A 24,775-nucleotide genomic window follows, 5' to 3' on the forward strand; every position below is an offset into this window, starting at 1 on the left:
GAAGAAGGTGTCCCGTGAGATCCGTTGAGGAACAGTTGGCGATCATCACCGATGCCGCCGTCACCCCGGAGCCGGTGCGTATCGCCATCGCCGAGGCGCTCGGGTTGACCTCGGCGGAGGAGGTCCAGGCCACCGAGCCACTGCCGGCGTTCCCGCTCGCGGCAGTGGACGGCTACGCCGTTCGGGCCGTGGATGTGGGCGGCGAGCGGGGACTGGGACACCGGCGCGACGTGGATCCGGATGACGAGGCCGCGGATTCAGAAGACGTCCCCTCCCCGGTGGATGTCGAAGCGACAGAACGATCCCTGCCCGTCGTCGGAGAGGTCCCGGCCGGTTCCCGGCAGCCGCTGCGGCTGCAGCCGAAACAGGCCGTCCGGGTGCACACCGGTGCCCCGCTGCCCACCCTCGCGGACGCGGTCCTGCCGCTCGAATGGACGGACCGCGGGCGTAAGCGTGTCACGGCCCTGCGCCCCGTGCGCTCCGGCGACTTCGTCCGCCGCACAGGCGACGACATCCAGCCGGGCGACGTCGCCGTCACCGCAGGCTCGGTCCTCGGCCCCGCCCAGGTGGGGCTGCTTGCCGCCGTGGGGCGTTCCAAGGTGCTGGCCTACCCGCGCCCGCGGGTGACGGTGATGTCCTTCGGGCACGAGCTCGTGGACATCGACAAGACGCCGGGGCTGGGAGAGGTCTACGACGTCAACTCCCATGCCCTGGCCGCCGCGGCCGCGGAGGCGGGCGCCGATGTGACCCGCGTGGGCATCGCGGTCGGCGAGCCGCGCCGGCTGCGCGAGCTGGTGGAGACCCACATCCAGCGCAGCGAACTGCTGGTGATCTCCGGCGCGGTCGGCGGCTCCGGCGCCGGCCCGATCCGGGACGTGCTGGATCAGCTGGGGGAGATCGACACCACCCGGGTGGCCATGCACCCCGGCTCCGTCCAGGGCTTCGGCCTCCTCGGGGAGCAGCGCATCCCGGTGCTGTTGCTGCCCGCCAACCCGCTCTCGGCGCTGGTGGCCTTCGAGATTTTCGCTCGCCCACTCATCCGGGCCTCCCTGGGCAAGCACAGCACGGAACGCCGGGTGGTGCGTGCCCGCTCCATCGGCCACGTCGCGTCCACCGCTGGCCGCCGGGGATATATCCGCGCGCGTCTCATGCGTGATGCCGAGACCCAGGACTATCTGGTCGAGGGGCTGGGCGGGGCGACCGGCGCTCCCGCGCACCTGCTGGCGGGGCTGGCCGAGGCCAACGCGATGATCCGCGTTCCGGAGGAGGTCACCGAGATCCGCCCGGGTGACATCGTCGACGTCATCTTCCTGGCGCAGCGCTCCTGATGTTCGATCCCTTCGGCAGGGTGCGGAGGATGCGCGGCCCGAGCACCGCCCCGCGCGATCCCGTCCACCCGGGGTGGCCGGAAGCCACCGCCTCCGTGCGCCTCACCGACGGCTCCGCGCTGCGGTTACGCCCGCTGACGGTCCGGGACGGTGAGGCCTGGTCGCAGCAGCGCATCATCGACGAGTCCTGGCTGCGCCCCGTCGAACCTACCCAGCGCGCGAGCTGGACGGCGTCCCATGACGAGGCGTCCTGGCGTCACACGTTCGGCCATCTCCGCGACATGAGCCGTCGGGGCATCATCGTTCCTCTGGTCATCGAGGTGGACGGGCAGTTCGCCGGGCAGGTGACCATCGGGAACATCCAGCACGGCGGCGTTTCTGAGGCGTGGGTCGGCTACTGGGTGCACTCGCCGTACATGGGCAGGGGAGTGGCGGTGGCGGCGTGCGCGCTGGCCACCGATCACGCCTTCTCCCGCATTGGCCTGCACCGCCTCACCGCCACGTATCTCCCGGACAACCCCGCCTCGCGGCGGGTGCTCGCGGTCAACGGCTACCGGGAGGAGGGTTTCCTCCGGCAGAACCTGCATATCGACGGCCGGTGGCGTGACCACCACTTCGTGGCGCAGCTCGCGGACGAGCACCCGGACACCTGCGTGAGCCGGTTGCTGAAGGCGGGCCGCCTTGCGGCGTGGCGGTGATTCCGCACCCCGCAGCACGGTTAGGATTCGGCCAGATATCTAGATTTCCTCCCCCTCCTGAAAGGTCGGCCGTAACGTGTCACCAACACTGGTCATCATCCTGATCATCGTGGTGTGGTTGATCGTGCTCGCGCCCCTGCTTCTGCGCGGTCAGCGACCCATCCACAAGTCGGGTGAGGCGTTCGACGAGACCCGTGTCCTCTACGAGGGCGGCAGCGGAACGCTCGGCCGTCGCCGCCAGCCCCGCCTGCGCGCCGAGGACGTCCGCTCCCACGGCCGCGACGAGGAAGACGACTACGAGCTGGTCGAGGCCGAAGCGGCCGAGCTGGTCTCCGACGAGGACGTGCTTATCGACGAACCGGGCCACGTGGTCGACGGCGAAGTGGTCGCCGACACCACCGGTTCCACCGCCGCCAGCGCAATGCTGGCGCTCGGGGGATCGGATGCGGACGCGGACGCCGACGATGAGGGCCTCGCCTCCGTGGACGACTCGGTCGAGGCCGAGGAGGCCCGCGGCGGAACCTACGACCTCGACGACACCTACACCGGCCCCGCCGATCTACTGCACCCCTCCACCCGGGTGGCCGATGCTGCGGACCATTCGGAGGTCGCCGAGCTCAAGGGCACCGAGGACTCTGCGCCTGCCGAGCCGGAGGAGCTCAGCGAGGAGGAGGTCGAGTTCGCCCGTCGCCGCAGCGCACGCGGGGGCTGGGACCCGGACTTGGTGGCACAGCGTTCCCACGACCTGTACGCCCGCCGCCGCCGCACGCTCGTCGGCCTGGTGGCCGCGGTCGTGGTGACCCTGCTCGTCGCCGTTGTCGTCGGTGGCTGGATGTGGGTTGCGCCCGCGGTCGCCACCGGCCTCACCGCCCTGTACCTCTCGGCGCTGCGCACCCAGGTTCGCCAGGAGAGCGAGCTGCGGGCCGTGCGTGTCCGGCATCTGCGTCGTGCTCGCCTGGGCGTGCGCCAGTCGGGTGTCCCCGCCCAGCTGCGTCACCCCGCCGGCAACGTGCTCGAGTTCGACGACGAGAGTCCGGACTTCCACGACCTGGCTGTCACCGACCGGGGAGCCGCCCTGCGCGAGACACACGAGGACAGGGCCCCGCGGCGCTCGTTCCGCCGCGTGAGCTGAGGATTTTCCCTCCGAGCGCGCCCGGGAGTACAGTCAGATCCCGCACGGGGCTTTAGCTCAGTTGGTAGAGCGTTGCGTTCGCAATGCAAAGGTCAGGGGTTCGATTCCCCTAAGCTCCACGGTGAAACAAGGCCGGTGGCGGCGACTTCGAGAGAGGTCGCCGCCACCGGTTTTTTCTTATGGCTCAACCCCGCACTGATAGGTATTTCTGCCTGTAGCATTACGCCACATGCACAGCGACATCACGTTTCCCACCTCCGACGGCCGTCATCTCGGCGGCCAGCTCTACCGCCCCGCTGAACTGATCGAGGAAAAGCCTGCCGTCATCATCCACCCCGCCACCGGCGTGCACATGGGGCTCTATGCCAAGTTCGCCGAATACCTCGCGGAGCAGGGAATGCCCGCCCTGATCTATGACTTCCGGGGAACGGGAAAGTCCGCGCAGCCCGAGGATCTCTCCGACAAGTCGCTGCTCATGAGCGACTGGATGCTCCTGGACGTGTCCGCCGCCAACCGCTACATGCGCAAGGAGTTCCCCGGCCGCAGGCTGGTCGTCGTCGGCCACTCCGTCGGCGCCCACGGGTCGTTCATGGCGTTCCAGGATGAACCCGTCGACGCCATCGCGGCCATCGCCAGCCACGCGGGAGTCACGCAGTTGATCCCCGAGCGCAAGGAGCGCGCCCGCATCTGGACCGTCTTCAACATCATCACCCCGCTGACCGCCCGCGTCCTGGGCCACGTCCCGGTGGCGAAGATCGGCATCGGCAGGGACATCCCGGTCGGCGTGATGACGCAGTGGAGCAGGTGGACCCGCAAGCCCGGGTACTTCTTCGACGACAAGGATTTCCCGGGCCAGGGCAGCACCCCGCAGGAACGGTTCGCGGCCGTCACCGGACCCGTGCACTCGGTGATCTTCACCGACGACCTGTGGGCCACGAGGGAGGCCTCGAACGTACTCGCCGACCGGCTGGTCAACGCCGACGTCGAACGCTGGGACATCACCCCGGAATCCATCGGGGTGAAATCCATCGGGCACATGGGGTTCTTCCGCAGCGCCAACAAGGCTCTGTGGCCCGCCGTGGCGGAGTGGGTCCAGCAGTCCTAGTGGCGTACTAGGCGGCCCACACCCCGGAGCACCCCCGTCGGTGGGAGCCGACGAGGTGCAGGTCCACCATGCCGATGGCCGACATCAGCGCGTACATCGTGGTCGGCCCGACGAAGGTGAATCCCCTCGCCTTCAACGCCTTGGCCAGCGCGACCGACTCCTCCGAGGTGGTGGGCACCTCGTCGATGGTGCGCGGGGCGGGGGTCTCGGCGGGCTGGAAGGACCAGAGGAAGTCGGGGAGGCCTCCGTCGTCACGCAGCGCCACCGTCGCGCGCGCGTTGGTGATGGCGGCGCGGATCTTGCGTTCGTTTCGGATGATCGAGGCATCCTCTTTGAGCCGCGCGACGTCCTCCTCGGTGAACGCGGCCACCTTGTCGGGATCGAAGTCGGCGAAGGCGCGGCGGAAGTTTTCCCGCCTGGCCAGGATCGTCGACCACGACAGTCCGGACTGGAAGGCCTCCAGGACCAGGCGTTCGTAGAGCCCGGCCTCGTCGTGCACGGGCATGCCCCATTCGGTGTCGTAGTAGGTGCGCATCAGGTCCGAGGCCTCGGCCCAGGCAGGGCGGGCGAGCCCGTCGGAGCCGGTGATCAGTTCAGTCATGTTCCCTTAGACCGCGCCCGGGCCGGCGGGGTTCCCGGCCTCGAAGTTGAGCAGCCAGGTCTTCGCCTCCTCGCCACCGCGGTACGTGCCCCACGTCCCGTCCGAGCGGATGATGCGGTGGCACGGCCAGATCAGGGGGACGGGGTTCTTCGCGCAGGCCGTGCCCGCCGCGCGCACCGCGTTCGGGTTGCCGGTGGCCTCCGCGAGCTGCGTGTACGTGCGGGTCTCCCCGAAGGGGATCTCGGCCATGAGCTGCTGGGCGCGGCGCTGGAACCCTTCCCCCGGAACGTCGAGAGGAACGGAGAACTCGCGGCGTCGCCCGGCGAAGAACTCCTCCAGCTGCGCCACGGCAACCCCCGCGCTGGAGGTGTCCTCGACGGACTGCGCCGCGTACTGCTCGACGTCACTGAACGCCAGGTAGCTCAGGCCGGCCGGAGTGCTGTAGAGGGTGAGCGCCCCGATGGGGGAGTCGATGGTGCGGTGAACAAGCATGAGCCGGGGCCGTTTCTGTTCGGGGAGCGACGGTGTCTGTTGTAGTCTAATCGCCATGGATAGGCCTGCCGTGAGAGATGCTGCGCTGCTCATTTTCCGCATCATCGTCGGCGTGATTTTTGTCGCGCACGGCTACGCCAAGCTCTTTCTCACCGGTCTCACGGAGACGACGGGGCAATTCTCCGCCGCGGGGGTTCCGCAGCCGCAGGCCTCGGCCTGGCTGGCCACCACCGCGGAGCTGCTCGGCGGCGCGCTGCTGGTGCTGGGCCTGCTCGCCGCCTATGTCGCGGGCGCGTTGGCACTGCTCATAGTGGCGGCGATCTGGTTCGTCCACGTCGACGCCGGGTTCTTCACCTCCCAGGGTGGCCTGGAGTTTCCCCTGCTGCTGGCGGCGGCGCTGCTGATGATCATCGTGTTCGGCCCCGGGCGGGCGAGCCTCGACGGGGTGCTGACCACCCGTGGTTGACCACGATCAGATCCAGGCCGCGTTGTCGGCGCGTATCGACGGCGAGCCCGCCGGCCTGGCCGATGACGTCATCGACGCGCACGTCGCTGCGTGCGACGAATGCAGGGACTATCAGGATCGGGTGGCGCACTTTTCGTCGTCGTTACGCAGCTCCGAACCCGTCGGTTCCCCGATGCGGCCGCCCGTGGACCTGGCGGACACCATCCTCGCCGGGGTGGAGCCGGAGTGGCGGCGGCTGTCGCTGGCCCGGCAGACGTGGCTGCGCGCGGGCCGGATCGCGCTGGTGCTGCTCGCCATGGCGCACGTGGTCTGGGCGATGTCGCTCATCGGGTCGAATGCGGACATTGAAGCCGCTGCCCTGCGTCTCGGGCTGGCCGTGGGGCTGCTGTTCAGCGCGTGGCGCCCCGAGCTCATCGCGGGTTTCGCCGTGGTGCCCGCGACCGTGACCGCGTTCCTGCTGGGATTCACCGCCCGCGACGTGGTCTTCGGGCTGGTGGACGGCGCGCAGATCGGGCTGCTCGTGTTGCTGGTGGTCACGGTCGCGGCGCTCGCGCTGACGTTTGTGGCCGATCGCGGGGTGGTGCTGCGCGAGGCGTGGCGCACGCTCTCGGCGGATCCGCGCTGACGCTCGTCCTCCCGAGGAGAGGCCTAGGGGAGTGGTCCTAGCCGTCGATTCCTCTAGACAAACATGACGGGAAGCGCGTCTACGCTAGTCCGACTCCTTTAGGGCCCCGCGGGAAGTAACCGTCAGGTCCAGCTCGGCAGCCACATGAGCTGGTTGTAATAGGAATCCGGCACGACGATGCCGTAGAGGATCGGCGCGAAGTAGGCGAACATGGCCACCACCAGCGCTAGATAACAGATCACGGCCACCGTTCCCGAGCGCAGCGCCACCGGGGCGACCGGGCGCAGCCGCTCCACCACGCGGCCCTTCCCGGCCAGCATGCCCAGCGCCAGGGCGAGCAGCACGATGGTGAACGGGACCAGGGCGGTGGCGTAGAAGAAGTACATCTGCCGGTCGAAGGCGGCCAGCCAGGGGAGAAACCCGGCGGCGAAGGCGACGACGGGGATGACGAAGCGGCGGTCGCGGCGCACGATCAGCCGCCACACGCCCCAGAGCACCACGGGCACGGTGAGCCACCAGATCACCGGGGTGCCGAAGAGGTAGATCATCGATCGGCAGGTGGTGTCCCCGCACTGGATGTCGGTGGAGGAGTAGTAGAGGATCGGCCGGGTCGCGGCGAGCCATGACCAGGGTTTGGAGTCCCAGGGGTGCGAGTGCCCGCCCGAGGAGGTGAGCTCAGAGTGAAACTCCAGGACGGACACGTGGTAGTACATCCAGCTGGCCAGGGGGTCGGGCAGGATGTTCAGCAGTGAGCCGGACTCGATGGTGCCGTCGGTGGCGGAGTGGCGGTAGACGGAGGTCTCGGAAGCGAACCAGGCGCGCCACGACCACAGGTACAGCAGCGCGGGAACCAGCACGAGCGAGGCCAGCGCGGGGACGGTGTCGCGCACGAGCGTGCCGCTGACGTATCGACGCACCCCGTAACGCCTCCGCAGCGCCAGGTCCATGAACACACTCATGAGACCGAAGAAGACAATGTAGTACAGCCCCGACCACTTCACCGACAGGGAGAGCCCGAGCATGACACCCGCCGCGAAGCGCCACCACCGGTAGCCCACGCGGGGCCCGAAGGCGCTGGAACCCAGCTGTCCGTCCAGGTAGGCGGCGTGCATCCGGTGGCGCACCTGCTCATGATCGTCGGCCAAGAACAGCGCCGCGCAGACGACGAAGAACACCTGGAAGATGTCCAGCATGCCGAACTTCGCGGACACCAGGAGTACCCCGTCACAGACCGCCATGATGCCGGCGAATAGCGCCACCTGCCAGGAGTGCGACAGCCGCCGGGCCAGCTCCATCGTGGCCAGGACGGTGAGACAACCGAAGATGGCCACCATGAACCGCCAGCCCAGCGGGCTGTAGCCGAAGGCCATCTCGCCGAAGGCGAGCAGCTGCTTGCCCAGCGGGGGGTGAACGACCAGGCCGTAGGCGGGGTTCGATTCGATCCCGCCGATAAAGAGGTTCTCCCACGAGCGCACCATGTCCCAGGCCTGCGGAACGTAGTGCTTTTCGTCGAAGACCGGGGTGCCCTGCGCGTCCGGCTCGGTCAGCCCCGAGAAACGGGTGACGAGGGCGAGAAAAGCAATCACGGCGGTGGAAACCACGTCGGCTCGACCGTAGACGTAGCGCCTGGGCGCGGGCGGTCGGGCTGGTGCGCTGAAGCGCGGCTTCTGCAAAATCGTGCTGCTCACGAATGATGAGTCTAGGTCACGGGGTTTGTGCCATGCTGGAGGCCATGTCTGATCTCCCCACCGGCGTAGTCTTGGCCGCGACCCCGCTCGGCAACATCGGCGACGCCTCGACCCGGCTCCGGGACGCCCTGGCCACCGCGGATGTCATCGCCGCGGAGGACACCCGCCGCACCCGCGCGCTGGCCACGGCGCTCGGGGTGGAGATCGCCGGGCGCATCGTCTCCAACTTCGACCACAACGAGGCCTCCCGGGTGACGGGGCTTCTCGACGCCGCCCGCTCCGGCACCGTGCTGGTGGTCACCGACGCGGGCATGCCGCTGGTGTCGGACCCGGGCCTCTCGCTCGTCGACGCCGCCCACACCGCCGGCATCCCGGTCACCTGCATCCCCGGGCCCTCGGCGGTGCCGACGGCACTGGCGCTCTCCGGCCTCAACGTCGCCCACTTCATCTTCGACGGCTTCGCGCCGCGCAAGCAGGGGGCTAGGCGCGCCTGGCTGGAGTCGCTGGCCACGGAGAGGCGGGCAGTGTGTTTCTTCGAGTCTCCCCACCGCATCGACGACACTCTGGCCGCGGCAGCGGAGGTGCTGGGGGAGCGCCGGGCAGCGGTGTGTCGGGAGCTGACCAAGACCTACGAGGAGGTGCGCCGCGGCAGCCTGGCCGAGCTCGCCGAGTGGGCGGGCGAGGGGGTCCGGGGTGAGATCACGGTGGTCATCGAGGGGGTCACCGGCGATGAGGTGAAGGATGTCGATGAGCTGGTACCGGCCGTCGAAAAGCTCGTGGAATCTGGGGTGCGTCTCAAGGAGGCGTGCAAGACGGTGTCCGGAACCCACAAGGTGTCCACGCGCGAGCTGTACGAGGCCGTGCTCGCCGCCAGGCAGTGACCTGCGACGCATTTATGCAATAGTTACGAAGTTGTGACTCTAGGGGCCCCAATAAGCGCGGCCACCAGCGCAAACACCGGACAGGGATCGGCGATAAGCCTGGAACTTTGCCGTGATTTTCTGCATATTCCCTTCTCAGGATTTCCCCTTTGAGCTGGGAAAAACCACACTGACCACTTATGTCAGAGAAATTCCCAGATACTCCACCGGAGGAACTCCTCCACGACAAGAATCCCGACTACCGGGCCGAGACGAACGCCACCGGATCGACCTCCGCCACCAGCGAACTCGCCGCCATGATCGAGCGGGAGAAGGACCTCTCCCACGCCCCCGACTTGGACACCCTGATCGAGCGTGCATCCGACCGCAGCGATCCCAAGATCGACTGGGCCGTTGTGGTGCCGGCGCTCGTGCTCGCGCTCGGCGTGGTCGCCTGAGGCCTGCTCGCCGAAGACAACTTCGTGAACACCGCCTCGACGGCCTTCGGCTGGGTCATTAACAACCTGGGCTGGGCCTTCGTGCTCTTCGGCACGGTCTTCGTGGCCTTCGTGTTTGTCATCGCCTTCAGCAAGTTCGGCTCGATCCGCCTCGGCGCGGTCAACGAGCAACCGGAGTTCCGTACCGTCTCCTGGATCTCCATGATGTTCGCCGCCGGCATGGGCATCGGCCTGATGTTCTTCGGCGCCTCCGAGCCGCTGGCCTTCTACCGCGACGGCGTCCCGGGGCACGAGTCCCACGAAGTGGGCACCGCCATGGCCACCGCGATGTACCACTGGACGCTGCACCCCTGGGCGATCTACGCCATCGTCGGCCTGGCCATCGCCTACTCCACCTACCGCATCGGCCGTAGGCAGCTCATCTCCCAGGCGTTTGTCCCCCTGGTGGGGCAGAAGCTTGCCGACGGCTGGCTGGGCAAGCTCATCGACATCCTGGCCATCTTCGCCACCATCTTCGGCACCGCCTGCTCCCTGGGTCTCGGCGCGCTGCAGATCCGCTCCGGCCTCGAGGCCTCCGGCTTCGTCGACAGCCCGGGCATGGGCCTGGTCATCGGCATCGTCTCCGTGCTCACGCTCGCCTTCGTCCTCTCCGCCATGTCCGGCGTGGGCAAGGGCATCCAGTACCTCTCCAACGCCAACATGGTGCTGGCGGCGATTCTGGCGCTCTTCGTCTTCGTCGCCGGCCCGTCGCTGGTGCAGCTCAACCTGCTGCCGACCTCGATCGGCAATTACTTCAGCCAGTTCTTCGAGATGGCCGGGCGCACCGCCGCCTCCGCCGACGGCGCCGCCGGCGAGTGGCTCTCCGGCTGGACCATCTTCTACTGGGCCTGGTGGATCTCCTGGTCGCCGTTCGTGGGCATGTTCCTCGCGCGCATCTCCCGCGGCCGCTCCATCCGCGAGTTCTGCCTCGGCGTCATGCTCGTCCCGGCGGGCGTGTCCACGGTCTGGTTCTCCATCATGGGCGGCACCGCCATCCGCATGGAACAGGAGGGCAACTCCATCTACGGCGGTGGCACCACCGAGGAGCAGCTGTTCAACCTGCTGCACAACCTCCCGCTCGGCCAGATCATGGGCGTTGTGGCCATCATCCTGCTGGGCACCTTCTTCATCACCTCCGCGGACTCCGCCTCCACGGTGATGGGCTCCATGTCCCAGAACGGCGCCTCCAACGCCAAACCGTGGCTGTCCGCGGTGTGGGGCATCATTGCCGCGCTGGTCGGCCTGACCCTGCTGGTCGCCGGCGGTGATGAGGCACTGACCTCCCTGCAGAACGTCACCATCGTCGCGGCGACGCCGTTCCTGCTCATCGTCATCGCGCTGATGTTCGCCATCGTCAAGGACCTCAGCACCGACGTCATCTACCTGGACCACCGTGAGCAGCAGCGATTCCAGCGTCAGCTGGCCATCGAACGTCGCCTGCACCGCGAGGCCCTCCACCGCGAGCAGAAGCGCGAGCGCCGCCGAAGCGCCGACGTCTAACTCCTCCCGGCCCGAACCGCGTCACCCCACCACCCTGGGGGGCGCGGTTTTTGCGTGGTCACTTAAACTCGGGGCCATGACTTCTGATTCCCAGCCCGTGCTCGTCTGCGTTGCCTGGCCGTACGCCAACGGCCCCCGCCACATCGGCCATGTTGCAGGGTTCGGCGTGCCGTCCGACGTGTTCGCGCGTTACCAGCGCATGGCGGGCAAGGACGTGCTCATGGTCTCGGGAACCGACGAGCACGGCACCCCGCTGCTCGTGCAGGCGGACAAGGAGGGCGTGTCCGTCCGGGACATGGCGGACCGCTACAACGAGCAGATCGTCGAGGACCTCGCCGGGCTCGGCCTCTCCTACGACCTGTTCACCCGCACCACCACCCGCAACCACTACGCCGTGGTCCAGGAGCTGTTCACCGGGCTACACGCCAACGGGTACATGATCAAGGAGACGACGCTGGGGGCGATCTCGCCGTCGACAGGCCGTACCCTGCCGGACCGCTACATCGAGGGAACCTGCCCCATCTGCGGTGCCACCGACGCGCGCGGCGACCAGTGCGACACCTGCGGCAACCAGCTCGACCCCTCCGACCTCATCGACCCGGTGTCGAAGATCAACGGCGAGACCCCGAAATTCGTGGAGACCGAGCACTTCCTGCTTGACCTTCCCTCGCTTGCCGACGCCCTGAAAACCTGGCTCGAGGGACGCACCGACTGGCGCCCCAACGTGCTGAAGTTCTCCCTCAACCTGCTCGAGGACCTGCGCCCGCGCGCCATGACCCGCGACATCGACTGGGGCGTGCCCATTCCCGTCGACGGCTGGGAGGACGACAACGCCAAGAAGCTCTACGTCTGGTTCGACGCAGTCATCGGCTACCTCTCCGCCTCCATCGAGTGGGCCTACCGCTCGGGTGACGAAGACGCCTGGAAGCGCTGGTGGCAGGACCCCTCCACGCCCGGCTACTACTTCATGGGCAAGGACAACATCACCTTCCACTCCCAGATCTGGCCGGCCGAGCTCATCGGCTACGCCGGCCAGGGCTCGAAGGGCGGCGAGCAGCACCGCTTCGGCGAGCTCAACCTCCCCACCGAGGTCGTCTCCTCGGAATTCCTCACCATGTCCGGTTCGAAGTTCTCCTCCTCCAAGGGCGTGGTCATCTACGTCAAGGACTTCCTCAAGGAATTCGGCGCGGATGCGCTGCGGTACTTCATCGCCGTCGCCGGCCCGGAGACCACCGACACCGACTTCACCTGGGACGAGTTCGTCCGCCGCATCAACAACGAGCTGGCCAACGGCTGGGGCAACCTGGTCAACCGGACGGTGTCCATGGCCCACAAGAACTTCGGCTCCGTCCCCGCGCCGGGCACGCTGACCGAATCCGACCAGCGGCTGCTGGATCTGGCCGCACAGACCATGATTGATGTCGGCCAGTCGCTGCACGCGGCGAAGTTCAAGAACGGCATAGGCGCCGTCATGCACTTGGTGGGGGAGGCGAACGCCTACATCGCCGAGCAGGAGCCGTGGAAGCTGGCCAAGGAGGAGGCCAGCCGCGAGCGCCTGGCCACCGTCCTGTGGACGGCGCTGCAGGTCGTCTCCGACTGCAACGTCATGCTCACCCCTTACCTCCCGCACACGGCGCAGGCCGTGCACGAGACCCTCGGGCGCACCGGCACCTGGGCTGCAATGCCGGAGATCCGCGACGTCGCCGACGAGTCCCCGATCGACCCCGTCGGCGTCGGCGTGCCGGACAAGGGCCGCACGTACAAGATCATCACCGGCGACTACTCGAGCCAGCAGGCGGTATGGGAGCGTATCGACGTCGTCCCCGGCACCGAACTGCGTAAACCCCAGCCACTGGTGACCAAGCTCGACCCCGAGCTCGGCGAGACGGGCCCCGAGTGGGCACGCGTGATCAAGTGAGGGCGGCGCGGGGACTGCCCGTAGCCCTGATCTTCCTGGCCGTCGCCGCTGCGGCGCTCAACCTGCGTGCCGGAATCGCCTCGGTCGGCTCGGTGCTCGACGACGTGCTCACGTCCTTCGGGGTCTCCGGCTCCTACGCGGGGATGGTCACCGCGCTCCCCGGGGTGTGCTTCGCCATCATGGGCCTGGCCGCCGTGCCCATCGCCCGCCGGCTCGGTCTGGCACGCACACTGCTGTCCGGCATGCTGCTCACCCTCGTCGGCGTGGCCATTCGCCCCTGGGTGAATGACGCCTGGGTGTTCCTGGGCCTCAGCGCCCTGGTGGTCGCGGGCATTGCGCTAGCCAACGTGCTGCTGCCGGCGTGGATCAAGCTGCACGGCGGGCGGCACATCGTCACCCTCATGACGCTGAACACCGCGTTTCTCGGGGTCTCCAGTGCGATCGGCCCACTGAGCGCCGTGCTCTACGAGGGGCCGGACGGTTGGCGCCGTGCGCTGTTCTTCTGGGCCTCCATCGCCGTGGCCCAGGTGGTGGTGTGGGTGATCGTGGCGTTGCGCACCGGCTACGACTTCCCGGCCAGCCAGCGCGCCGCCGGCGAGTCCCGCGGCCCGTCACTGCTGAAGGCCCCGACGGCGATCTTCCTCATGCTGTTCTTCGGCATGCAGTCCATGAACGCCTATGTTCAGATGGGTTACCTTCCGCAGATCGTCGTCGACGGCGGGGGCTCCGCGAACCTCGGGTCCCTGGCGATTGCGATGGTCGGCGCGCTAAACATCCTCGGCGGCATCGTCATGCCCAAGCTGGTGGACAAGCTGCAGACCCTGACACCCACGGTGATCATCCTGTCCGCATTCGCCGTCGCCGGCTACCTCGGCCTCATGTTCGCCCCGGCGAGCCTCGCGCTGCTGTGGGGTGTCGTTCTCGGCCTCGGCGGCTGGGCGTTCCCCACCGCCCTGGCGCTGATCGTGGCGCGCTCCCGCGCTCCGGAGGTCACCGCCCGGCTGTCCGGGTTTGTTCAGCCGGTCGGCTACGTCCTGGCTGCGGCGGGTCCCATGATCATCGGCCTAGTCTACACCCCGGACTCGCCCAACTGGACGCCGATCCTCATCGGTCTCATCGCGGCTTCGGCGCTGCAGGGGATCATCGGTGCGCGTGCGTCGCGCCGCGGATTCATCGACGACGAACTCGCAGCTCACGGCGCTTAACGGGGGCGTGTCCACGCCATAGTGTTTAGTGGGGTGCCATGGGACAGAACATTGCACTGAAGACCGACGCCGACGCCTTGTTGGCGGCCATCGCGGGGCCGGGGGCCGCGCTTCGCGACGACCAGTGGGCCGCCATCGACGCCCTGGTCAATGACCACCGACGCATGCTGGTGGTGCAGCGCACCGGCTGGGGAAAGTCCGCCGTCTACTTCATCGCCGCCAAACTCCTGCGCCAGGCCGGCCGGGGGCCCAGCCTGATCATTTCCCCGCTGCTCGCGCTCATGCGCAACCAGGTCGACGCGGCATCGAAGGCGGGCATCCGCGCGGCGACGTTGAACTCCGCGAACATGACCGAGTGGCAGGGCATCGAGGATCAGGTGCGCCGCGGTGAGATCGACGTGCTGCTGGTCAGCCCCGAGCGCCTGAACAACCCGCAGTTCCGGGAGACCGTCCTGCCCGGTCTGGCGGAGACCGTGGGCATGGTCGTGGTGGACGAGGCGCACTGCATCTCCGATTGGGGGCACGACTTCCGGCCCGACTACCGCCGCATCCGCGATCTGCTCGCCGAGCTGCGCCCCGAGGTTCCCGTGCTGGCCACCACGGCCACGGCGAACGACCGCGTGGTGGCCGACGTCCAGGCACAGCTCGGCGAGGGCACCGGCGTGCTGCGCGGCGGCCTCGACCGCGCGTCACTGCACCTCTCCGTGGTCGAGTTGGAGGATTCTCGGCGCCGCCCGGCCTGGGTGGCTACCGTCCTGGAGCAGCTGGAGGGCTCGGGCATCATCTACTGCCTCACCGTCTCGGCGGCGGAGGATCTCGCCGAGGCCCTGGAGACCGCCGGCTGGACCGTCGCCTCCTACACCGGGCGTACGGAAGCGGGGGAGCGTGAGCGGCTGGAGAAGGCGCTGATCGGCAACGAGCTCAAGGCCCTGGTGGCCACCAGCGCGCTGGGCATGGGATTCGACAAACCCGACCTCGGGTTTGTCATCCACTTCGGCGCCCCGAGCTCACCGGTGTCCTACTACCAGCAGGTCGGCCGCGCCGGGCGTGGCACAGACCACGCCGATGTCATCCTCCTGCCGGGTTCGGAGGACCAGGCGATCTGGGATTACTTCGCCTCCGTCTCCTTCCCCGACGAGGCGACGGTGCGCACCCTGCTCAACGCCCTGGGCCACGAAGCACAGTCGACGCCGAAGCTGGAGTCCTCGGTGGATCTCTCCCGCTCCCGCCTGGAGCAGACCCTGAAGGTGCTTGACGTCGACGGCGCCGTCAGCCGCGTCCAGGGCGGATGGATCTCCACCGGCCAGCCATGGTCCTACGACGCCACGCGCTACGCGGCGGTGGACGCTGCCCGCACCAACGAGCAGAACGCCATGGTGGAGTATGAGAAGACCGAAGAATGCCGGATGCTCTACCTGCGCCGGCAACTTGACGACACGACCGCCACCGAACCCTGCGGACGCTGCGACAACTGCACGGGCCGCACCTGGGACGTCACGGTGGACGCGCGGCTAGAAGAGCGTATCGACGCCCGCCTCACCGCCCCCGGCGTGCGACTGACCGCCCGCAAGCAGTGGCCGACGGGCATCTCCGTGCGCGGCAAGATCGCCGGCGTCGAGGCCGGCCGGGCACTGGGCAGGCTCAACGACGTCGCCCGCGGGCCCGCCCTTCGTGCGCTTCTCGCTGAGCCGGGGTGGAGGCCGACGAGTCCCTGGAAGCAAGACACGTGGCTGCCGCGCATCGTCGCGGTGCTGGCTGACTGGGACTGGTCCGAGCGGCCCGTCGCCGTAGTGGCATTGGGGCAGGTCGACCCGGAGCGTACGGCGTTCCTGGCCGCGCTGGCCGAGGCCGTCGCCGCGGTCGGGCGGATGGAATACGCCGGGGTGCTGGAGGTCGCGCCGAACGCCGTCGAGGTCACCGCGCAGAACTCGGCCTACCGCGTGCGTGGGCTGCTGGACCACTGGGACTACTCTTCGGCACCCGCAGGTGAGGGCCCGGTGCTGCTGCTGACCGATGTGGTGGAGACAGGCTGGTCGGTGACCGTCGCCGGGCACGGGATCCACGAGCGCACCGGGCGGACGGTGTTGCCGCTCGCGGTGGCGAGTAGGGGGTAGGTGCTAAACCTCCAGCCCCATGTACACCAGGTCCAGCCGCCGCCCGAACTTGTAGCCCACTCCGGGAAGGCGTCCGTGTTCGGCGAACCCGAGTTTGGTGTGCAGGCCGATGGACGCGGTGTTGCTGCCCTCGATCTTGCCCATGAGGGTCCACACCTCGGGGTCGGCGCGGGCGGCGTCGATAAGCGCCCTCATGAGGGCGGAACCGACGCCCCGGCCGTGCGCGGCGGGGACGATGTAGACGGAATGGTCCATGGTGTGCCGGTAGCCGTCTGAGGGGAGGAACTGGTCGTAGCTGGCGAATCCGAGGAAATCGCCGTCGTCAGATAACGCCACGAGCACCGGGAACCCCTTGGCCTGGCGGGCGCGCACCCACGGGCCGCGTTGCTCCTCGGAGTCGGCGCGGGAAGTGAAAGTGGCCACGGTTTCCTCCACCGACCAGCGGTGCAGCGCGGTCAGGGCGGGCACGTCGGCGTCGACTGCTTCTCGGATGACCATGCCTCCGAGGTTAGACTGGCCGCCACTATGTCGAAGAAGAAACCTCGCCCCACGTCCGTTCCCGCCGCGCCCATTAAGGGGCTTATCGACGCCCATACCCACCTCGCCTCTGCCGGGGCATCAACACCGGCGGACATCGACGCCATCGTCGAGCGTGCCGTGGCCGCAGGTGTGGAAAAGCTCTGCACGGTCGGAGACGGGCTCGCCGAGGCGAAGCTGGCACTCGAGGCGGCCCGGCACAACGACCGGGTCTTCGCGGCCTGTGCGATCCACCCCACCAAGGCGCACGAGCTGGATGAGCAGGCCCGTGAGGCGCTGACGGAGATGGCCCACGATCCGCGGTGCGTGGCCATCGGTGAAACCGGCATCGACACGTACTGGCTGCAACACGATCCGGAAAAGACCGCGCCGCTGGAGGTGCAGGAGGAGGCGCTGCGCTGGCACATCGACCTCGCCGTGGAGACGGGCAAAGCGCTGATGATCCACAACCGCGAGGGTGACGAGCACCTCATGCGGATTCTTGCCGACGCCCCGCAGCCGACATCCGTGATGCTGCACTGTTTCTCGTCGCCGGTGGACGTTGCCCGCGAGGCGCTGGACCGCGGGTACGTGCTCAGCTTCGCCGGAAACGCCACCTTCAAGCGCAACGACTATCTGCGCGAGGCTGCGGCGCTGGCCCCGGCGGAGCAGATCCTCGTGGAGACGGACGCGCCGTACATGACGCCGGAGCCTTTCCGGGGGGCTCGCAACGAGCCGTCGCTCATCGGCCACACCGCGCTCGTGCTGGCGCAGGCCAGGGGAGAAGCGCCGACCGACTTCGCCGCCCAGGTGAACCGGAACTTCGACCGGGTCTTCGGTGTGTGAGAAACGCCACAGAGGTTAAAAGCCCCGCTGGGGAGCGGCGGATGTGACTGGAGTGGGCCAGTGGGGTGCGTCCCGGGTGTCGGTCTTGAAAAATAACGGTTCGTTACCTTATTGTTACCGTCTAGTTTGCATCCTCGGGATGCATCCCCACCTGTGAGTCAGGGCGAGACCAGCCCCGACCGGCCTAAAAGATAAGAAGTATCACCTACATGGCACAGCAGACCGCCCGCATCAACAGCAAGAACTCCACCGCCAAGCGCATCGCCGCGGGCAGTGCCCTCGGCGCCCTCGCCATCGGCGGCGTGGTGGCCGCGGGAAGCCAGAAGGACGTCACCGTCGACTACAACGGTGAATCCATCGAGCTGGCCACCTACGCCAGCGACGTCTCCGGCGCCCTGGAGAAGGCCGGCGTCACCGTCGGCGACGGCGACCTCGTTTACCCGGCGCCCAGCGAGAACCTCTCCAACGGCGAGACCATCACGGTGCAGACCGCCAAGCCCGTCGCCCTCGTCGTCGACGGCCAGGAGCGCGAGGTCACCTCTACCGCCTCCACCGTGGGCGATCTCATCGGCGAGGTCGACGGGCTCTCCGCCGCGGCCGCCGTCTCCGGCGACGCGCAGGCGCCCGTCACCGAGGGCATGACCGTCGACGTCATCACCCCGAAGATCGTCTCCATCAAGGACGGCGGCGTTGTCGCTTTCACCGAGGTGGCCGAGAAGACCGTCGGCGACGTGCTCGCCGCGCGGGGCGTCACCATCGACTCCTTCGACCGCGTCAGCCCCTCGCTGGACACCCCGGTGAACAAGAACACCGAGATCGTCATCGACCGGGTCAACGCCGGCACCCGCACGGAGCTGCTGCCCATCGAATCCCCGGTCAACTACGTCGACGACGCCGACGCCGAGGAAGGCACCGAGCGTGTGGTCGAGCAGGGCCAGGCGGGCGAGCGTCGTGTGGTCACCCGCGACTACGTCGTCGCCGGCCAAGTCGAGTCCACCGAGGTCATCTCCGACGAGGAGGTCCGCCCGGCCACCCCGACGACCATCGCCCGTGGCACCAAGCCCGTCCAGGGCCCGCAGGCTCCCGCCGCCAGCACCGCCGCCGCAGCCCCGGCCGTGGCCGGCGGCTCCGTCTGGGACTCCATCGCGCAGTGTGAGGCCGGCGGCGACTGGTCCATCAGCACCGGCAACGGTTACTACGGCGGCCTGCAGTTCGATGCCGGCACCTGGGCGGGTTACGGCGGAACCGCCTACGCACCGACCGCGAACGGCGCCACCCGCGAGCAGCAGATCGAGATCGCTACGAAGGTCCAGGCGGCACAGGGCTGGGGCGCCTGGCCTGCCTGCACCTCCAAGCTCGGCCTGCGCTAACCCGCACGGACACCGGCAGAACCCCTCCTACGCAGGGGTTCTGCCGGTTTTCTCATTCGCTGTTACCCTGGGATGCATAAGCGAACACCGATCGAAAGGAAACGAGTCACCATGACTGAGACACTGCAGGGCAAGCGCTTCGCCGTCATCGCCACCAATGGTTTCGAGGATTCCGAGCTCACCAGCCCGGTCGAGGCCGTCCGCAACGCCGGCGGCGAGGTCATCGTCGTCTCCACCGAGACCGGGATGCCCATCGAGGGCGAGAACGGCACCAAGGTCGACGTCGACGCAGCCAGCAAGGATGTCAAGGACGACAAGTTCGACGGCATCATCCTCCCCGGCGGTACCGGCAACGCCGACACCATCCGCATGGATCAGGACGCTGTCGCCCTGGTCAAGCAGCACGTGCAGAATGACCTCCCGCTCGGCGTCATCTGCCACGGCGGCTGGATCCTCGCGGACGCCGACGTCCTGCGTGGCCGCACCCTGACCTCCTTTCCGTCGCTGAAGACGGACCTGGAGAACGCGGGCGCCACCTGGGTCGACGAGGAAGTCCACTGCGACCAGGGCCTCGTGTCCTCGCGCACCCCGGACGACCTGCCGGCGTTCAACGCCAAGCTCGTCGAGGAGTTTGCCGAGGGCGAGCACTAGGCGTGTAACTTTGTTCCCCATGGACAACCACGGGGACGCACAGCTTCTGGGCCCAGCGGAAATTCGCCGGCTTGCCGATAAACTCGGCGTGACTCCGACGAAGAAGCTGGGCCAGAACTTTGTCCACGACCCGAACACCGTGCGCCGCATCGTCGCCGCCGCGGACATCACCGCCGACGATCACGTCGTGGAGATCGGCCCCGGCCTGGGATCCCTGACACTCGCGCTGATGGAGACGGCCGGCAGGGTGACCGCGGTGGAGATCGACAAACGACTCGCCGCAGAGCTTCCCGCCACCGCCGAGTGGCGCGCGCCCGGCCTTGCGGACAAGCTGACCATCGTGGGCCAGGACGCGCTGAAGGTCGGGCCGGAGGACGTCGATAAGCCGACCGCACTCGTGGCCAACCTCCCGTACAACGTGTCCGTCCCGGTGCTGCTGCACTTTTTGGAGATCTTCCCGTCGATCACGCGTGTGCTGGTGATGGTGCAGGCGGAGGTCGCCGACCGTCTCGCCGCCGACCCGGGCAGCAAGGTCTACGGCGTGCCCAGCGTCAAGGCCTCGTTCTACGGCGACGTGCGGCGCGCCGGCTCCATCGGCAAACATGTCTTCTGGCCGGCCCCGAACATTGACTCCGGCCTCGTGCGCATCGACCGCCACCCCGACCCGCGGTGGGACATGGCCGCGCGCACGGAGATTTTCCCACTTATCGACGCCGCCTTCGCCCAGCGTCGTAAGACCCTACGAGCCGCACTCGGGGGCCACTACGGCTCACCCGCCGCCGCGGAGGAGGCGCTGCGCGCCGCCGGAATCGATCCGCAGTTGCGCGGGGAGCGCCTCAGCGTCGAGGACTTCGTGCACCTGTCCGGAAACGAGGTCCGCGCATGAGCGGGGAAACGCTGGTCACCGCCACGGCCCACGGCAAGATCAACATCCACCTCGGCGTCGGCCCGAAGCGCGAGGACGGCTACCACGAACTGGCCACGGTGTTCCAGTCCATCAGCGCCTCCGACACACTCTCCCTGGTCCGCGGCGAAGGAACGGTGAGCGAGGGATCGCCGGTCGTGGGCATGGAGGTGTCCCAGAGCGTGCCGGGAGAGGTGCCCACTGACTCCTCGAACTTGGCGTGGCGCGCCGTCGACGCGGTCGTCGAGCACTACCGCGGCGAGCACGGTTCGATAACACTGCCCCAGGTGACGATCTCCCTGTTCAAGGGCATTCCCGTCGCCGGCGGCATGGCTGGGGGATCTGCCGATGCGGCCGCCGCGCTGGTGGCCACCGACCATTGGCTGGCCGGCGAATACGGCCTCGATCCCCTGGGCAAACGTGGTCTGCACGACCTGGCCGCCGGACTCGGCGCGGACGTGCCCTTCGTGCTCATGGGCGGCACGGCGCTCGGGCGCGGGCGCGGAGATGAACTCATCCCCATGATGTCCCGGGGCACCTATCACTGGGCGGTGATCACCTCGAACGAGGGGTTGTCCACGCCGAGTGTGTTCGCCAAGCTCGACGAGCTGCGCGAACAGCGCGACGACCTCGAGCCGCACATGTGGACCGAGCGGGTCTCCGAGGCGCTGTCCTCCGGAAACTACGGCCTGCTCACCGCCTGCCTGCGCAATGACCTGCAGCCTGCCGCGCTGTCGCTGCGCCCCGAGCTGCGCACGGTGCTCCAGGTCGGCTTCTCCCAGGCGGGAAACTCCGGCATCGTCTCCGGCTCCGGGCCGACGTGTGTGTTCCTCTGCCCGGACGAGGAATGGGCCCGCATGATCGCCGCGGCCGTGCCCGCGGAGGTCCCGGGAACGTCCGGGATGGTGGTCTCGGGACCGGCCGGGGGAGCGGCGGTCGTCGATTAGCACGGGTCATCTACACTGACCTGCACAATGGCGAACCTCATTAACCTGGAAAATGTCTCCAAGTCCTTCGGACTGAAGACCCTGCTCGACTCCGTGAGTCTGGGGGTGCAGACGGGCGACCGCATCGGCGTCGTCGGGCTCAACGGCGGCGGCAAGACCACCCTGCTGAAGATCCTCACCGGCATCGAACCCCCGGACTCCGGCCGGGTCTCCCACACCTCCGACCTCAACTACGCGGTGGTCACCCAGCAGGCCGACCTGCGCGACGAGGACACCATCGGTCAGATCGTCGTCGAACCCATGGGGTTGGAGACCTACGAATGGGCCTCCAACGCCCGGGTGCGCGACGTGCTCGGTGGCCTGGGCATCGTCGATCTCGGCCTCGATACCCCGGTCGGTGGCCTGTCCGGCGGCGAGCGCAGGCGCGTGAACCTCGCTGCGGCGCTGGTCCAGGACCTCGATCTCATCGTGCTCGATGAGCCCACCAACCACCTCGACGTCGAAGGCGTGCAGTGGCTCGCCGACCACCTGGTCTCGCGCCGCATGGCCATCGTCGTGGTCACCCACGACCGCTGGTTCCTCGACGTCGTGGCCACGCAGACCTGGGAGGTGCACGACGGCACCGTCGACTTCTACGAGGGCGGTTACAACGACTGGGTCTATGCGCGCGCCGAGCGCTCCCGCCAGGCCGACGCCACCGAGCAGCGCCGCCGCAACCTCGCCCGCAAGGAGCTCGCCTGGCTGCGCCGCGGCGCCAAGGCCCGGACCTCCAAGCCGAAGTACCGCATCGAGGCCGCCGAGGCGCTCATCGCCGACGTGCCGCCGCCGCGCGACAACGTCGAGCTCATGTCGTTCTCCCGTCAGCGCCAGGGCAACGTCGTCGTCGAACTCGAGAACGCCCGGGTGGAGACCCCGGACGGGCGCGAGCTCATCGACGACCTCACCTGGCGCCTCGCCCCGGGCGAGCGCATCGGCCTGGTCGGCGTCAACGGCTCCGGCAAGACCACCCTCCTGCGCACCCTCGCCGGCGAATACCCGCTGACCGAGGGCAAGCGCATCGAGGGACAGACCGTGCGGCTCGGCTGGCTGCGCCAGGAACTCGACGACCTCGACCCCGACAAACGCCTCATTGAATCCGTCGAGGACGTCGCGTCGTACGTGCTCATGGGCAAAAAAGAAATCTCGGCGTCGCAGCTGGCGGAGCGGCTGGGGTTTTCGTCGAAACGCCAGCGCACCTACATCCGTGACCTCTCCGGCGGCGAGCGACGCCGGCTGCAGCTCACGCGCGTGCTCATGGCCGAGCCCAACATGCTGCTTCTCGACGAGCCCACCAACGACCTCGACATCGACACTCTCCAGGAACTCGAGTCACTGCTGGACTCCTGGCCAGGAACGCTGGTGGTCATCTCCCACGACCGCTACCTCATCGAACGCATCACCGACAAGACCTTCGCGCTGTTCGGCGACGGCGAACTCACCGAACTGCAGGGCGGCATCGAGGAGTACCTCACGCGCCGCCAGGCCATGGAGAGCGGCGGCGGGGTGGTCAACCTCGGCGAGAAGAGCCGGCAGCCCAAGGCGCCCGCGAAGAAGAAGCTGTCCTCGCAGGACGAGCGCGAGCTGACCAAGCAGCTCAGCGCGCTCGAGCGCAAGATGGCCAAGGCGCAGGAGCGCATCAGCACTTTCGAGCAGGAGATGGCACAGGCCTCCGCCTCGGGCGATCCGGACATGGGCAAGCTCGCCGACATCGACCGCGAGCTCGCCGCCGCCCGCGCGGAACACGACGAGCTGGAGGCGCAGTGGCTGGAGGTCGGGGAGAAGCTCGAGGGGTAGGGTGAGAATCATGCGTATTCTCAAAGCTTCCGTTGCCGCCGCCCTGACCGCCACCCTCGCCCTCGGGGCCGCTCCCGCCGCCGGCGCCCAGACCCTGGCGAGCCCGACCGCGCTGTCCTCGCAGGTCAACGTCCCGGTCCCGGGCCAGGTCCTGCCCGGTGACTCCGTGGCCAAGCGCCTCCAGGCCGCTACCGACCGCCACCTCGCTGACATGGGCCACACCCGCAACGGCGAGGCCGAGCTCATCGCCAACGCCTGGGCAGCCCAGGCCGCCGCCGGCCAGGTCGAGTTCAAGGCCGGTGCCGGCAAGGGCACCATCCTGGACAACCGCGGCGAGGGCCAGGTCTACCGCTTCACCTCCGCCGACGCCGAGGCACGCATCGCGTGGCTCGACCGCGAGGCGAACATGGCTGGTGAGCGCCACGGCTTCGGCACCGCCGTCATCCAGCAGGGCGACACCGTCTACCTCGCTGAGTTCTTCCTCGGGGCTTAACCCCTACTCGCAGGCCACACCGTCGCCGTCGCGGTCCAGGTGGGTGCCGTAGCCGGGCTGCCCCGCGTAGATCGGATCCGCGCCGGCTGCCCGCACTGCGGAGCAGTTGGCGTAGCTGGCCGCCGGCGCCGCAGGCTCCGGGATCGCGGCAAATCCGGCGATCTGCTGCTGGGGTTCGGGAGCCGGCGCTGGTGCGGGTGCCGGTTCGGGCTCCGGTGCAGGGGCAGGGGCTGCCTCGATACTCACCGTCTCCGTGACGGTCTTCGGCGCGGGGGCAGGCTGCGTGGTGGTCACGGTGCTCACCTCGGTGGTGGTCACGGTGACCGTCTCGGACTGGCCCGAGCCGTCGGAGCCGCAGGCGGCGAGTGCCAGCGCGGCGGCGAGGGTGGTGCCCAGCGCTAATCGACGGCCGTTTCCAGCGAATTTCACAATCATGGCGGCATCCTTGCGTAGAAGTTTCAGGTAACGGAAATACCGTAGTATTTGCCAACGAAATTTTCCGGGCTTCTGCGCGACCCACCCCCGCGGGGTGAGGCGTAGAATGGCGGCCATGATTCTCATCAACGTGAAATTCACCCCGAAGCCCGAGTACGCCGACAACTTCTTGGACAAGGTCGCCGATTTCACCGAAGCCTCCCGCGCCGAGGGCGGCAACATCTTCTTCGACTGGTACCGCTCCACAGAGAACGACGGCGAGTACCTGCTCGTCGAGGCCTTCCAGGACGATGCCGCCGACGCCCACGTCAACTCCGATCACTTCAAGGCCGCGCAGGACCTGTTCCCGCTGATCCTCGCGGAGACCCCGCGGATCATCAACACCCTCATCGAGGGCAAGACCGAGTGGGACGAGATGGCGGAGTTCCGGGTCGAGAACTAGGTTCCCCGGCCGCTGGTCGGAAGGGCGCGGTCTGCTGCAGACCGGCGGTGGACTGCAGCAGACCAACGCCCACGCCCTTTCGACCACGTGGATCCGACCGTCGCAAAGC

The 24,775-nt window shown here is 68.3% G+C and carries 25 protein-coding genes and 1 tRNA gene; 21 read left to right on the forward strand and 5 right to left on the reverse strand.

Going from position 1 to position 24,775, the window contains the following annotated elements:
* The first annotated feature begins 14 nt into the window (after positions 1–14).
* From glp to CDOO_RS04225, 5 genes are all read left to right on the forward strand, one after another.
* Positions 15–1,328: a molybdotransferase-like divisome protein Glp gene (gene glp / locus CDOO_RS04205; protein WP_018021921.1), complete on the forward strand. Its 1,314-nt coding sequence runs from the start codon at positions 15–17 to the stop codon at positions 1,326–1,328.
* A gap of 29 nt (positions 1,329–1,357) precedes the next feature.
* Positions 1,358–2,026 carry a GNAT family N-acetyltransferase gene (locus CDOO_RS04210; protein ID WP_020384605.1) on the forward strand — a complete coding sequence of 223 codons (669 nt, stop codon included), beginning with the start codon at positions 1,358–1,360 and terminating at the stop codon, positions 2,024–2,026.
* Positions 2,027–2,102: 76 nt separating this feature from the next.
* On the forward strand, positions 2,103–3,158 hold the full coding sequence (sepX, locus tag CDOO_RS04215; protein ID WP_018021919.1) for a divisome protein SepX/GlpR: 1,056 nt from the start codon (positions 2,103–2,105) through the stop codon (positions 3,156–3,158).
* 46 nt (positions 3,159–3,204) lie between these two features.
* A tRNA-Ala gene (locus CDOO_RS04220) sits at positions 3,205–3,277 on the forward strand.
* A 110-nt stretch (positions 3,278–3,387) separates the two neighbouring features.
* Positions 3,388–4,263: an alpha/beta hydrolase family protein gene (locus CDOO_RS04225; RefSeq protein ID WP_018021918.1), complete on the forward strand. Its 876-nt coding sequence runs from the start codon at positions 3,388–3,390 to the stop codon at positions 4,261–4,263.
* A gap of 7 nt (positions 4,264–4,270) precedes the next feature.
* Here the strand turns inward: CDOO_RS04225 and CDOO_RS04230 are convergent, their stop codons facing one another.
* Together CDOO_RS04230 and CDOO_RS04235 are read right to left on the reverse strand one after the other, a co-directional pair.
* On the reverse strand, positions 4,271–4,864 hold the full coding sequence (locus CDOO_RS04230; protein ID WP_018021917.1) for a DNA-3-methyladenine glycosylase I: 594 nt from the start codon (positions 4,862–4,864) through the stop codon (positions 4,271–4,273).
* Positions 4,865–4,870: 6 nt separating this feature from the next.
* Positions 4,871–5,356 carry a methylated-DNA--[protein]-cysteine S-methyltransferase gene (locus CDOO_RS04235; RefSeq protein WP_018021916.1) on the reverse strand — a complete coding sequence of 162 codons (486 nt, stop codon included), beginning with the start codon at positions 5,354–5,356 and terminating at the stop codon, positions 4,871–4,873.
* A 55-nt stretch (positions 5,357–5,411) separates the two neighbouring features.
* On the opposite strand from CDOO_RS04235, the gene CDOO_RS04240 reads away from it, so the two are divergent.
* Both CDOO_RS04240 and CDOO_RS04245 read left to right on the forward strand, forming a co-directional pair.
* Positions 5,412–5,822 (forward strand): DoxX family protein, encoded by a 411-nt coding sequence (locus CDOO_RS04240; protein WP_026159354.1) that lies wholly within the window; start codon positions 5,412–5,414, stop codon positions 5,820–5,822.
* Positions 5,815–6,447, forward strand: coding sequence for a zf-HC2 domain-containing protein (locus CDOO_RS04245; protein WP_018021914.1), 633 nt, complete (start codon positions 5,815–5,817; stop codon positions 6,445–6,447). Before CDOO_RS04240 ends, CDOO_RS04245 begins: the two co-directional genes overlap by 8 nt.
* Positions 6,448–6,569: 122 nt before the next feature.
* Here CDOO_RS04245 and CDOO_RS04250 read toward each other — a convergent pair whose 3' ends face one another.
* Positions 6,570–8,135: a dolichyl-phosphate-mannose--protein mannosyltransferase gene (locus CDOO_RS04250; RefSeq protein WP_051064040.1), complete on the reverse strand. Its 1,566-nt coding sequence runs from the start codon at positions 8,133–8,135 to the stop codon at positions 6,570–6,572.
* 44 nt (positions 8,136–8,179) lie between these two features.
* Between CDOO_RS04250 and rsmI the strand changes: the two genes are divergently transcribed.
* The 6 genes from rsmI (at position 8,180) to CDOO_RS04275 (ending at position 16,229) form a co-directional block, all read left to right on the forward strand.
* Entirely contained in the window at positions 8,180–9,016 is an 837-nt protein-coding gene (gene rsmI, locus CDOO_RS04255) for a 16S rRNA (cytidine(1402)-2'-O)-methyltransferase (RefSeq protein ID WP_245616243.1), read from the forward strand.
* Between the two features lie 179 nt (positions 9,017–9,195).
* Positions 9,196–9,453, forward strand: coding sequence for a hypothetical protein (locus tag CDOO_RS14260; RefSeq protein WP_018021911.1), 258 nt, complete (start codon positions 9,196–9,198; stop codon positions 9,451–9,453).
* Between the two features lie 3 nt (positions 9,454–9,456).
* The gene (locus CDOO_RS04260; protein ID WP_245616259.1) at positions 9,457–10,992 is read left to right on the forward strand and encodes a BCCT family transporter; all 1,536 of its coding nucleotides are present in this window, start codon (positions 9,457–9,459) and stop codon (positions 10,990–10,992) included.
* Between the two features lie 76 nt (positions 10,993–11,068).
* Positions 11,069–12,910, forward strand: a complete 1,842-nt coding sequence (metG, locus tag CDOO_RS04265) for a methionine--tRNA ligase (protein ID WP_018021909.1) — start codon at positions 11,069–11,071, stop codon at positions 12,908–12,910.
* The gene (locus CDOO_RS04270) at positions 12,889–14,115 is read left to right on the forward strand and encodes an MFS transporter (protein ID WP_245616244.1); all 1,227 of its coding nucleotides are present in this window, start codon (positions 12,889–12,891) and stop codon (positions 14,113–14,115) included. The genes metG and CDOO_RS04270 overlap by 22 nt, the downstream gene beginning before the upstream one ends.
* Positions 14,116–14,153: 38 nt before the next feature.
* Positions 14,154–16,229: a RecQ family ATP-dependent DNA helicase gene (locus CDOO_RS04275; protein ID WP_018021907.1), complete on the forward strand. Its 2,076-nt coding sequence runs from the start codon at positions 14,154–14,156 to the stop codon at positions 16,227–16,229.
* A gap of 3 nt (positions 16,230–16,232) precedes the next feature.
* Here the strand turns inward: CDOO_RS04275 and CDOO_RS04280 are convergent, their stop codons facing one another.
* Positions 16,233–16,727 carry a GNAT family N-acetyltransferase gene (locus CDOO_RS04280; RefSeq protein ID WP_018021906.1) on the reverse strand — a complete coding sequence of 165 codons (495 nt, stop codon included), beginning with the start codon at positions 16,725–16,727 and terminating at the stop codon, positions 16,233–16,235.
* 27 nt (positions 16,728–16,754) lie between these two features.
* Between CDOO_RS04280 and CDOO_RS04285 the strand changes: the two genes are divergently transcribed.
* The 7 genes from CDOO_RS04285 to CDOO_RS04315 all read left to right on the forward strand — a co-directional run bounded on the left by CDOO_RS04285 (position 16,755) and on the right by CDOO_RS04315 (position 23,789).
* Complete coding sequence (locus tag CDOO_RS04285) at positions 16,755–17,591, forward strand: TatD family hydrolase (RefSeq protein ID WP_018021905.1); 837 nt, start codon at positions 16,755–16,757, stop codon at positions 17,589–17,591.
* Between the two features lie 209 nt (positions 17,592–17,800).
* Positions 17,801–18,961, forward strand: a complete 1,161-nt coding sequence (locus CDOO_RS04290) for a resuscitation-promoting factor (protein WP_018021904.1) — start codon at positions 17,801–17,803, stop codon at positions 18,959–18,961.
* A gap of 111 nt (positions 18,962–19,072) precedes the next feature.
* The gene (locus CDOO_RS04295; RefSeq protein WP_018021903.1) at positions 19,073–19,612 is read left to right on the forward strand and encodes a type 1 glutamine amidotransferase domain-containing protein; all 540 of its coding nucleotides are present in this window, start codon (positions 19,073–19,075) and stop codon (positions 19,610–19,612) included.
* A gap of 19 nt (positions 19,613–19,631) precedes the next feature.
* Positions 19,632–20,498: a 16S rRNA (adenine(1518)-N(6)/adenine(1519)-N(6))-dimethyltransferase RsmA gene (gene rsmA, locus CDOO_RS04300; RefSeq protein ID WP_026159353.1), complete on the forward strand. Its 867-nt coding sequence runs from the start codon at positions 19,632–19,634 to the stop codon at positions 20,496–20,498.
* A complete protein-coding gene (locus CDOO_RS04305) occupies positions 20,495–21,463 on the forward strand; it encodes a 4-(cytidine 5'-diphospho)-2-C-methyl-D-erythritol kinase (RefSeq protein WP_018021901.1) in 969 nt (322 codons plus the stop codon). The genes rsmA and CDOO_RS04305 overlap by 4 nt, the downstream gene beginning before the upstream one ends.
* A 27-nt stretch (positions 21,464–21,490) precedes the next feature.
* Positions 21,491–23,296, forward strand: coding sequence for an ABC-F family ATP-binding cassette domain-containing protein (locus tag CDOO_RS04310; protein ID WP_018021900.1), 1,806 nt, complete (start codon positions 21,491–21,493; stop codon positions 23,294–23,296).
* A gap of 10 nt (positions 23,297–23,306) precedes the next feature.
* Positions 23,307–23,789, forward strand: coding sequence for a hypothetical protein (locus CDOO_RS04315; RefSeq protein ID WP_018021899.1), 483 nt, complete (start codon positions 23,307–23,309; stop codon positions 23,787–23,789).
* A gap of 3 nt (positions 23,790–23,792) precedes the next feature.
* On the opposite strand, the gene CDOO_RS14445 is transcribed toward CDOO_RS04315, so the two are convergent.
* Entirely contained in the window at positions 23,793–24,224 is a 432-nt protein-coding gene (locus tag CDOO_RS14445) for an excalibur calcium-binding domain-containing protein (protein WP_018021898.1), read from the reverse strand.
* A gap of 115 nt (positions 24,225–24,339) precedes the next feature.
* On the opposite strand from CDOO_RS14445, the gene CDOO_RS04325 reads away from it, so the two are divergent.
* On the forward strand, positions 24,340–24,666 hold the full coding sequence (locus CDOO_RS04325) for a putative quinol monooxygenase (RefSeq protein ID WP_020384602.1): 327 nt from the start codon (positions 24,340–24,342) through the stop codon (positions 24,664–24,666).
* The last annotated feature ends 109 nt before the right edge of the window (positions 24,667–24,775 follow it).

The organism is Corynebacterium doosanense CAU 212 = DSM 45436, assembly GCF_000767055.1.
Taxonomy (GTDB): Bacteria; Actinomycetota; Actinomycetes; order Mycobacteriales; family Mycobacteriaceae; genus Corynebacterium; species Corynebacterium doosanense.

Excerpts from the sequence above, each read along its gene's own strand:
- CDOO_RS04210 (WP_020384605.1), top strand. The coding sequence starts at position 1,358 with ATGCGCGGCCCGAGCACCGCCCCGCGCGATCCCGTCCACCCGGGGTGG.
- CDOO_RS04225 (WP_018021918.1), top strand. The coding sequence starts at position 3,388 with ATGCACAGCGACATCACGTTTCCCACCTCCGACGGCCGTCATCTCGGC.
- CDOO_RS04230 (WP_018021917.1), bottom strand. The coding sequence starts at position 4,864 with ATGACTGAACTGATCACCGGCTCCGACGGGCTCGCCCGCCCTGCCTGG.
- CDOO_RS04235 (WP_018021916.1), bottom strand. The coding sequence starts at position 5,356 with ATGCTTGTTCACCGCACCATCGACTCCCCCATCGGGGCGCTCACCCTC.
- CDOO_RS04240 (WP_026159354.1), top strand. The coding sequence starts at position 5,412 with ATGGATAGGCCTGCCGTGAGAGATGCTGCGCTGCTCATTTTCCGCATC.
- rsmI (WP_245616243.1), top strand. The coding sequence starts at position 8,180 with ATGTCTGATCTCCCCACCGGCGTAGTCTTGGCCGCGACCCCGCTCGGC.
- CDOO_RS14260 (WP_018021911.1), top strand. The coding sequence starts at position 9,196 with ATGTCAGAGAAATTCCCAGATACTCCACCGGAGGAACTCCTCCACGAC.
- metG (WP_018021909.1), top strand. The coding sequence starts at position 11,069 with ATGACTTCTGATTCCCAGCCCGTGCTCGTCTGCGTTGCCTGGCCGTAC.
- CDOO_RS04275 (WP_018021907.1), top strand. The coding sequence starts at position 14,154 with ATGGGACAGAACATTGCACTGAAGACCGACGCCGACGCCTTGTTGGCG.
- CDOO_RS04280 (WP_018021906.1), bottom strand. The coding sequence starts at position 16,727 with ATGGTCATCCGAGAAGCAGTCGACGCCGACGTGCCCGCCCTGACCGCG.
- CDOO_RS04285 (WP_018021905.1), top strand. The coding sequence starts at position 16,755 with ATGTCGAAGAAGAAACCTCGCCCCACGTCCGTTCCCGCCGCGCCCATT.
- CDOO_RS04290 (WP_018021904.1), top strand. The coding sequence starts at position 17,801 with ATGGCACAGCAGACCGCCCGCATCAACAGCAAGAACTCCACCGCCAAG.
- CDOO_RS04295 (WP_018021903.1), top strand. The coding sequence starts at position 19,073 with ATGACTGAGACACTGCAGGGCAAGCGCTTCGCCGTCATCGCCACCAAT.
- rsmA (WP_026159353.1), top strand. The coding sequence starts at position 19,632 with ATGGACAACCACGGGGACGCACAGCTTCTGGGCCCAGCGGAAATTCGC.
- CDOO_RS04305 (WP_018021901.1), top strand. The coding sequence starts at position 20,495 with ATGAGCGGGGAAACGCTGGTCACCGCCACGGCCCACGGCAAGATCAAC.
- CDOO_RS04310 (WP_018021900.1), top strand. The coding sequence starts at position 21,491 with ATGGCGAACCTCATTAACCTGGAAAATGTCTCCAAGTCCTTCGGACTG.
- CDOO_RS04315 (WP_018021899.1), top strand. The coding sequence starts at position 23,307 with ATGCGTATTCTCAAAGCTTCCGTTGCCGCCGCCCTGACCGCCACCCTC.
- CDOO_RS14445 (WP_018021898.1), bottom strand. The coding sequence starts at position 24,224 with ATGATTGTGAAATTCGCTGGAAACGGCCGTCGATTAGCGCTGGGCACC.
- CDOO_RS04325 (WP_020384602.1), top strand. The coding sequence starts at position 24,340 with ATGATTCTCATCAACGTGAAATTCACCCCGAAGCCCGAGTACGCCGAC.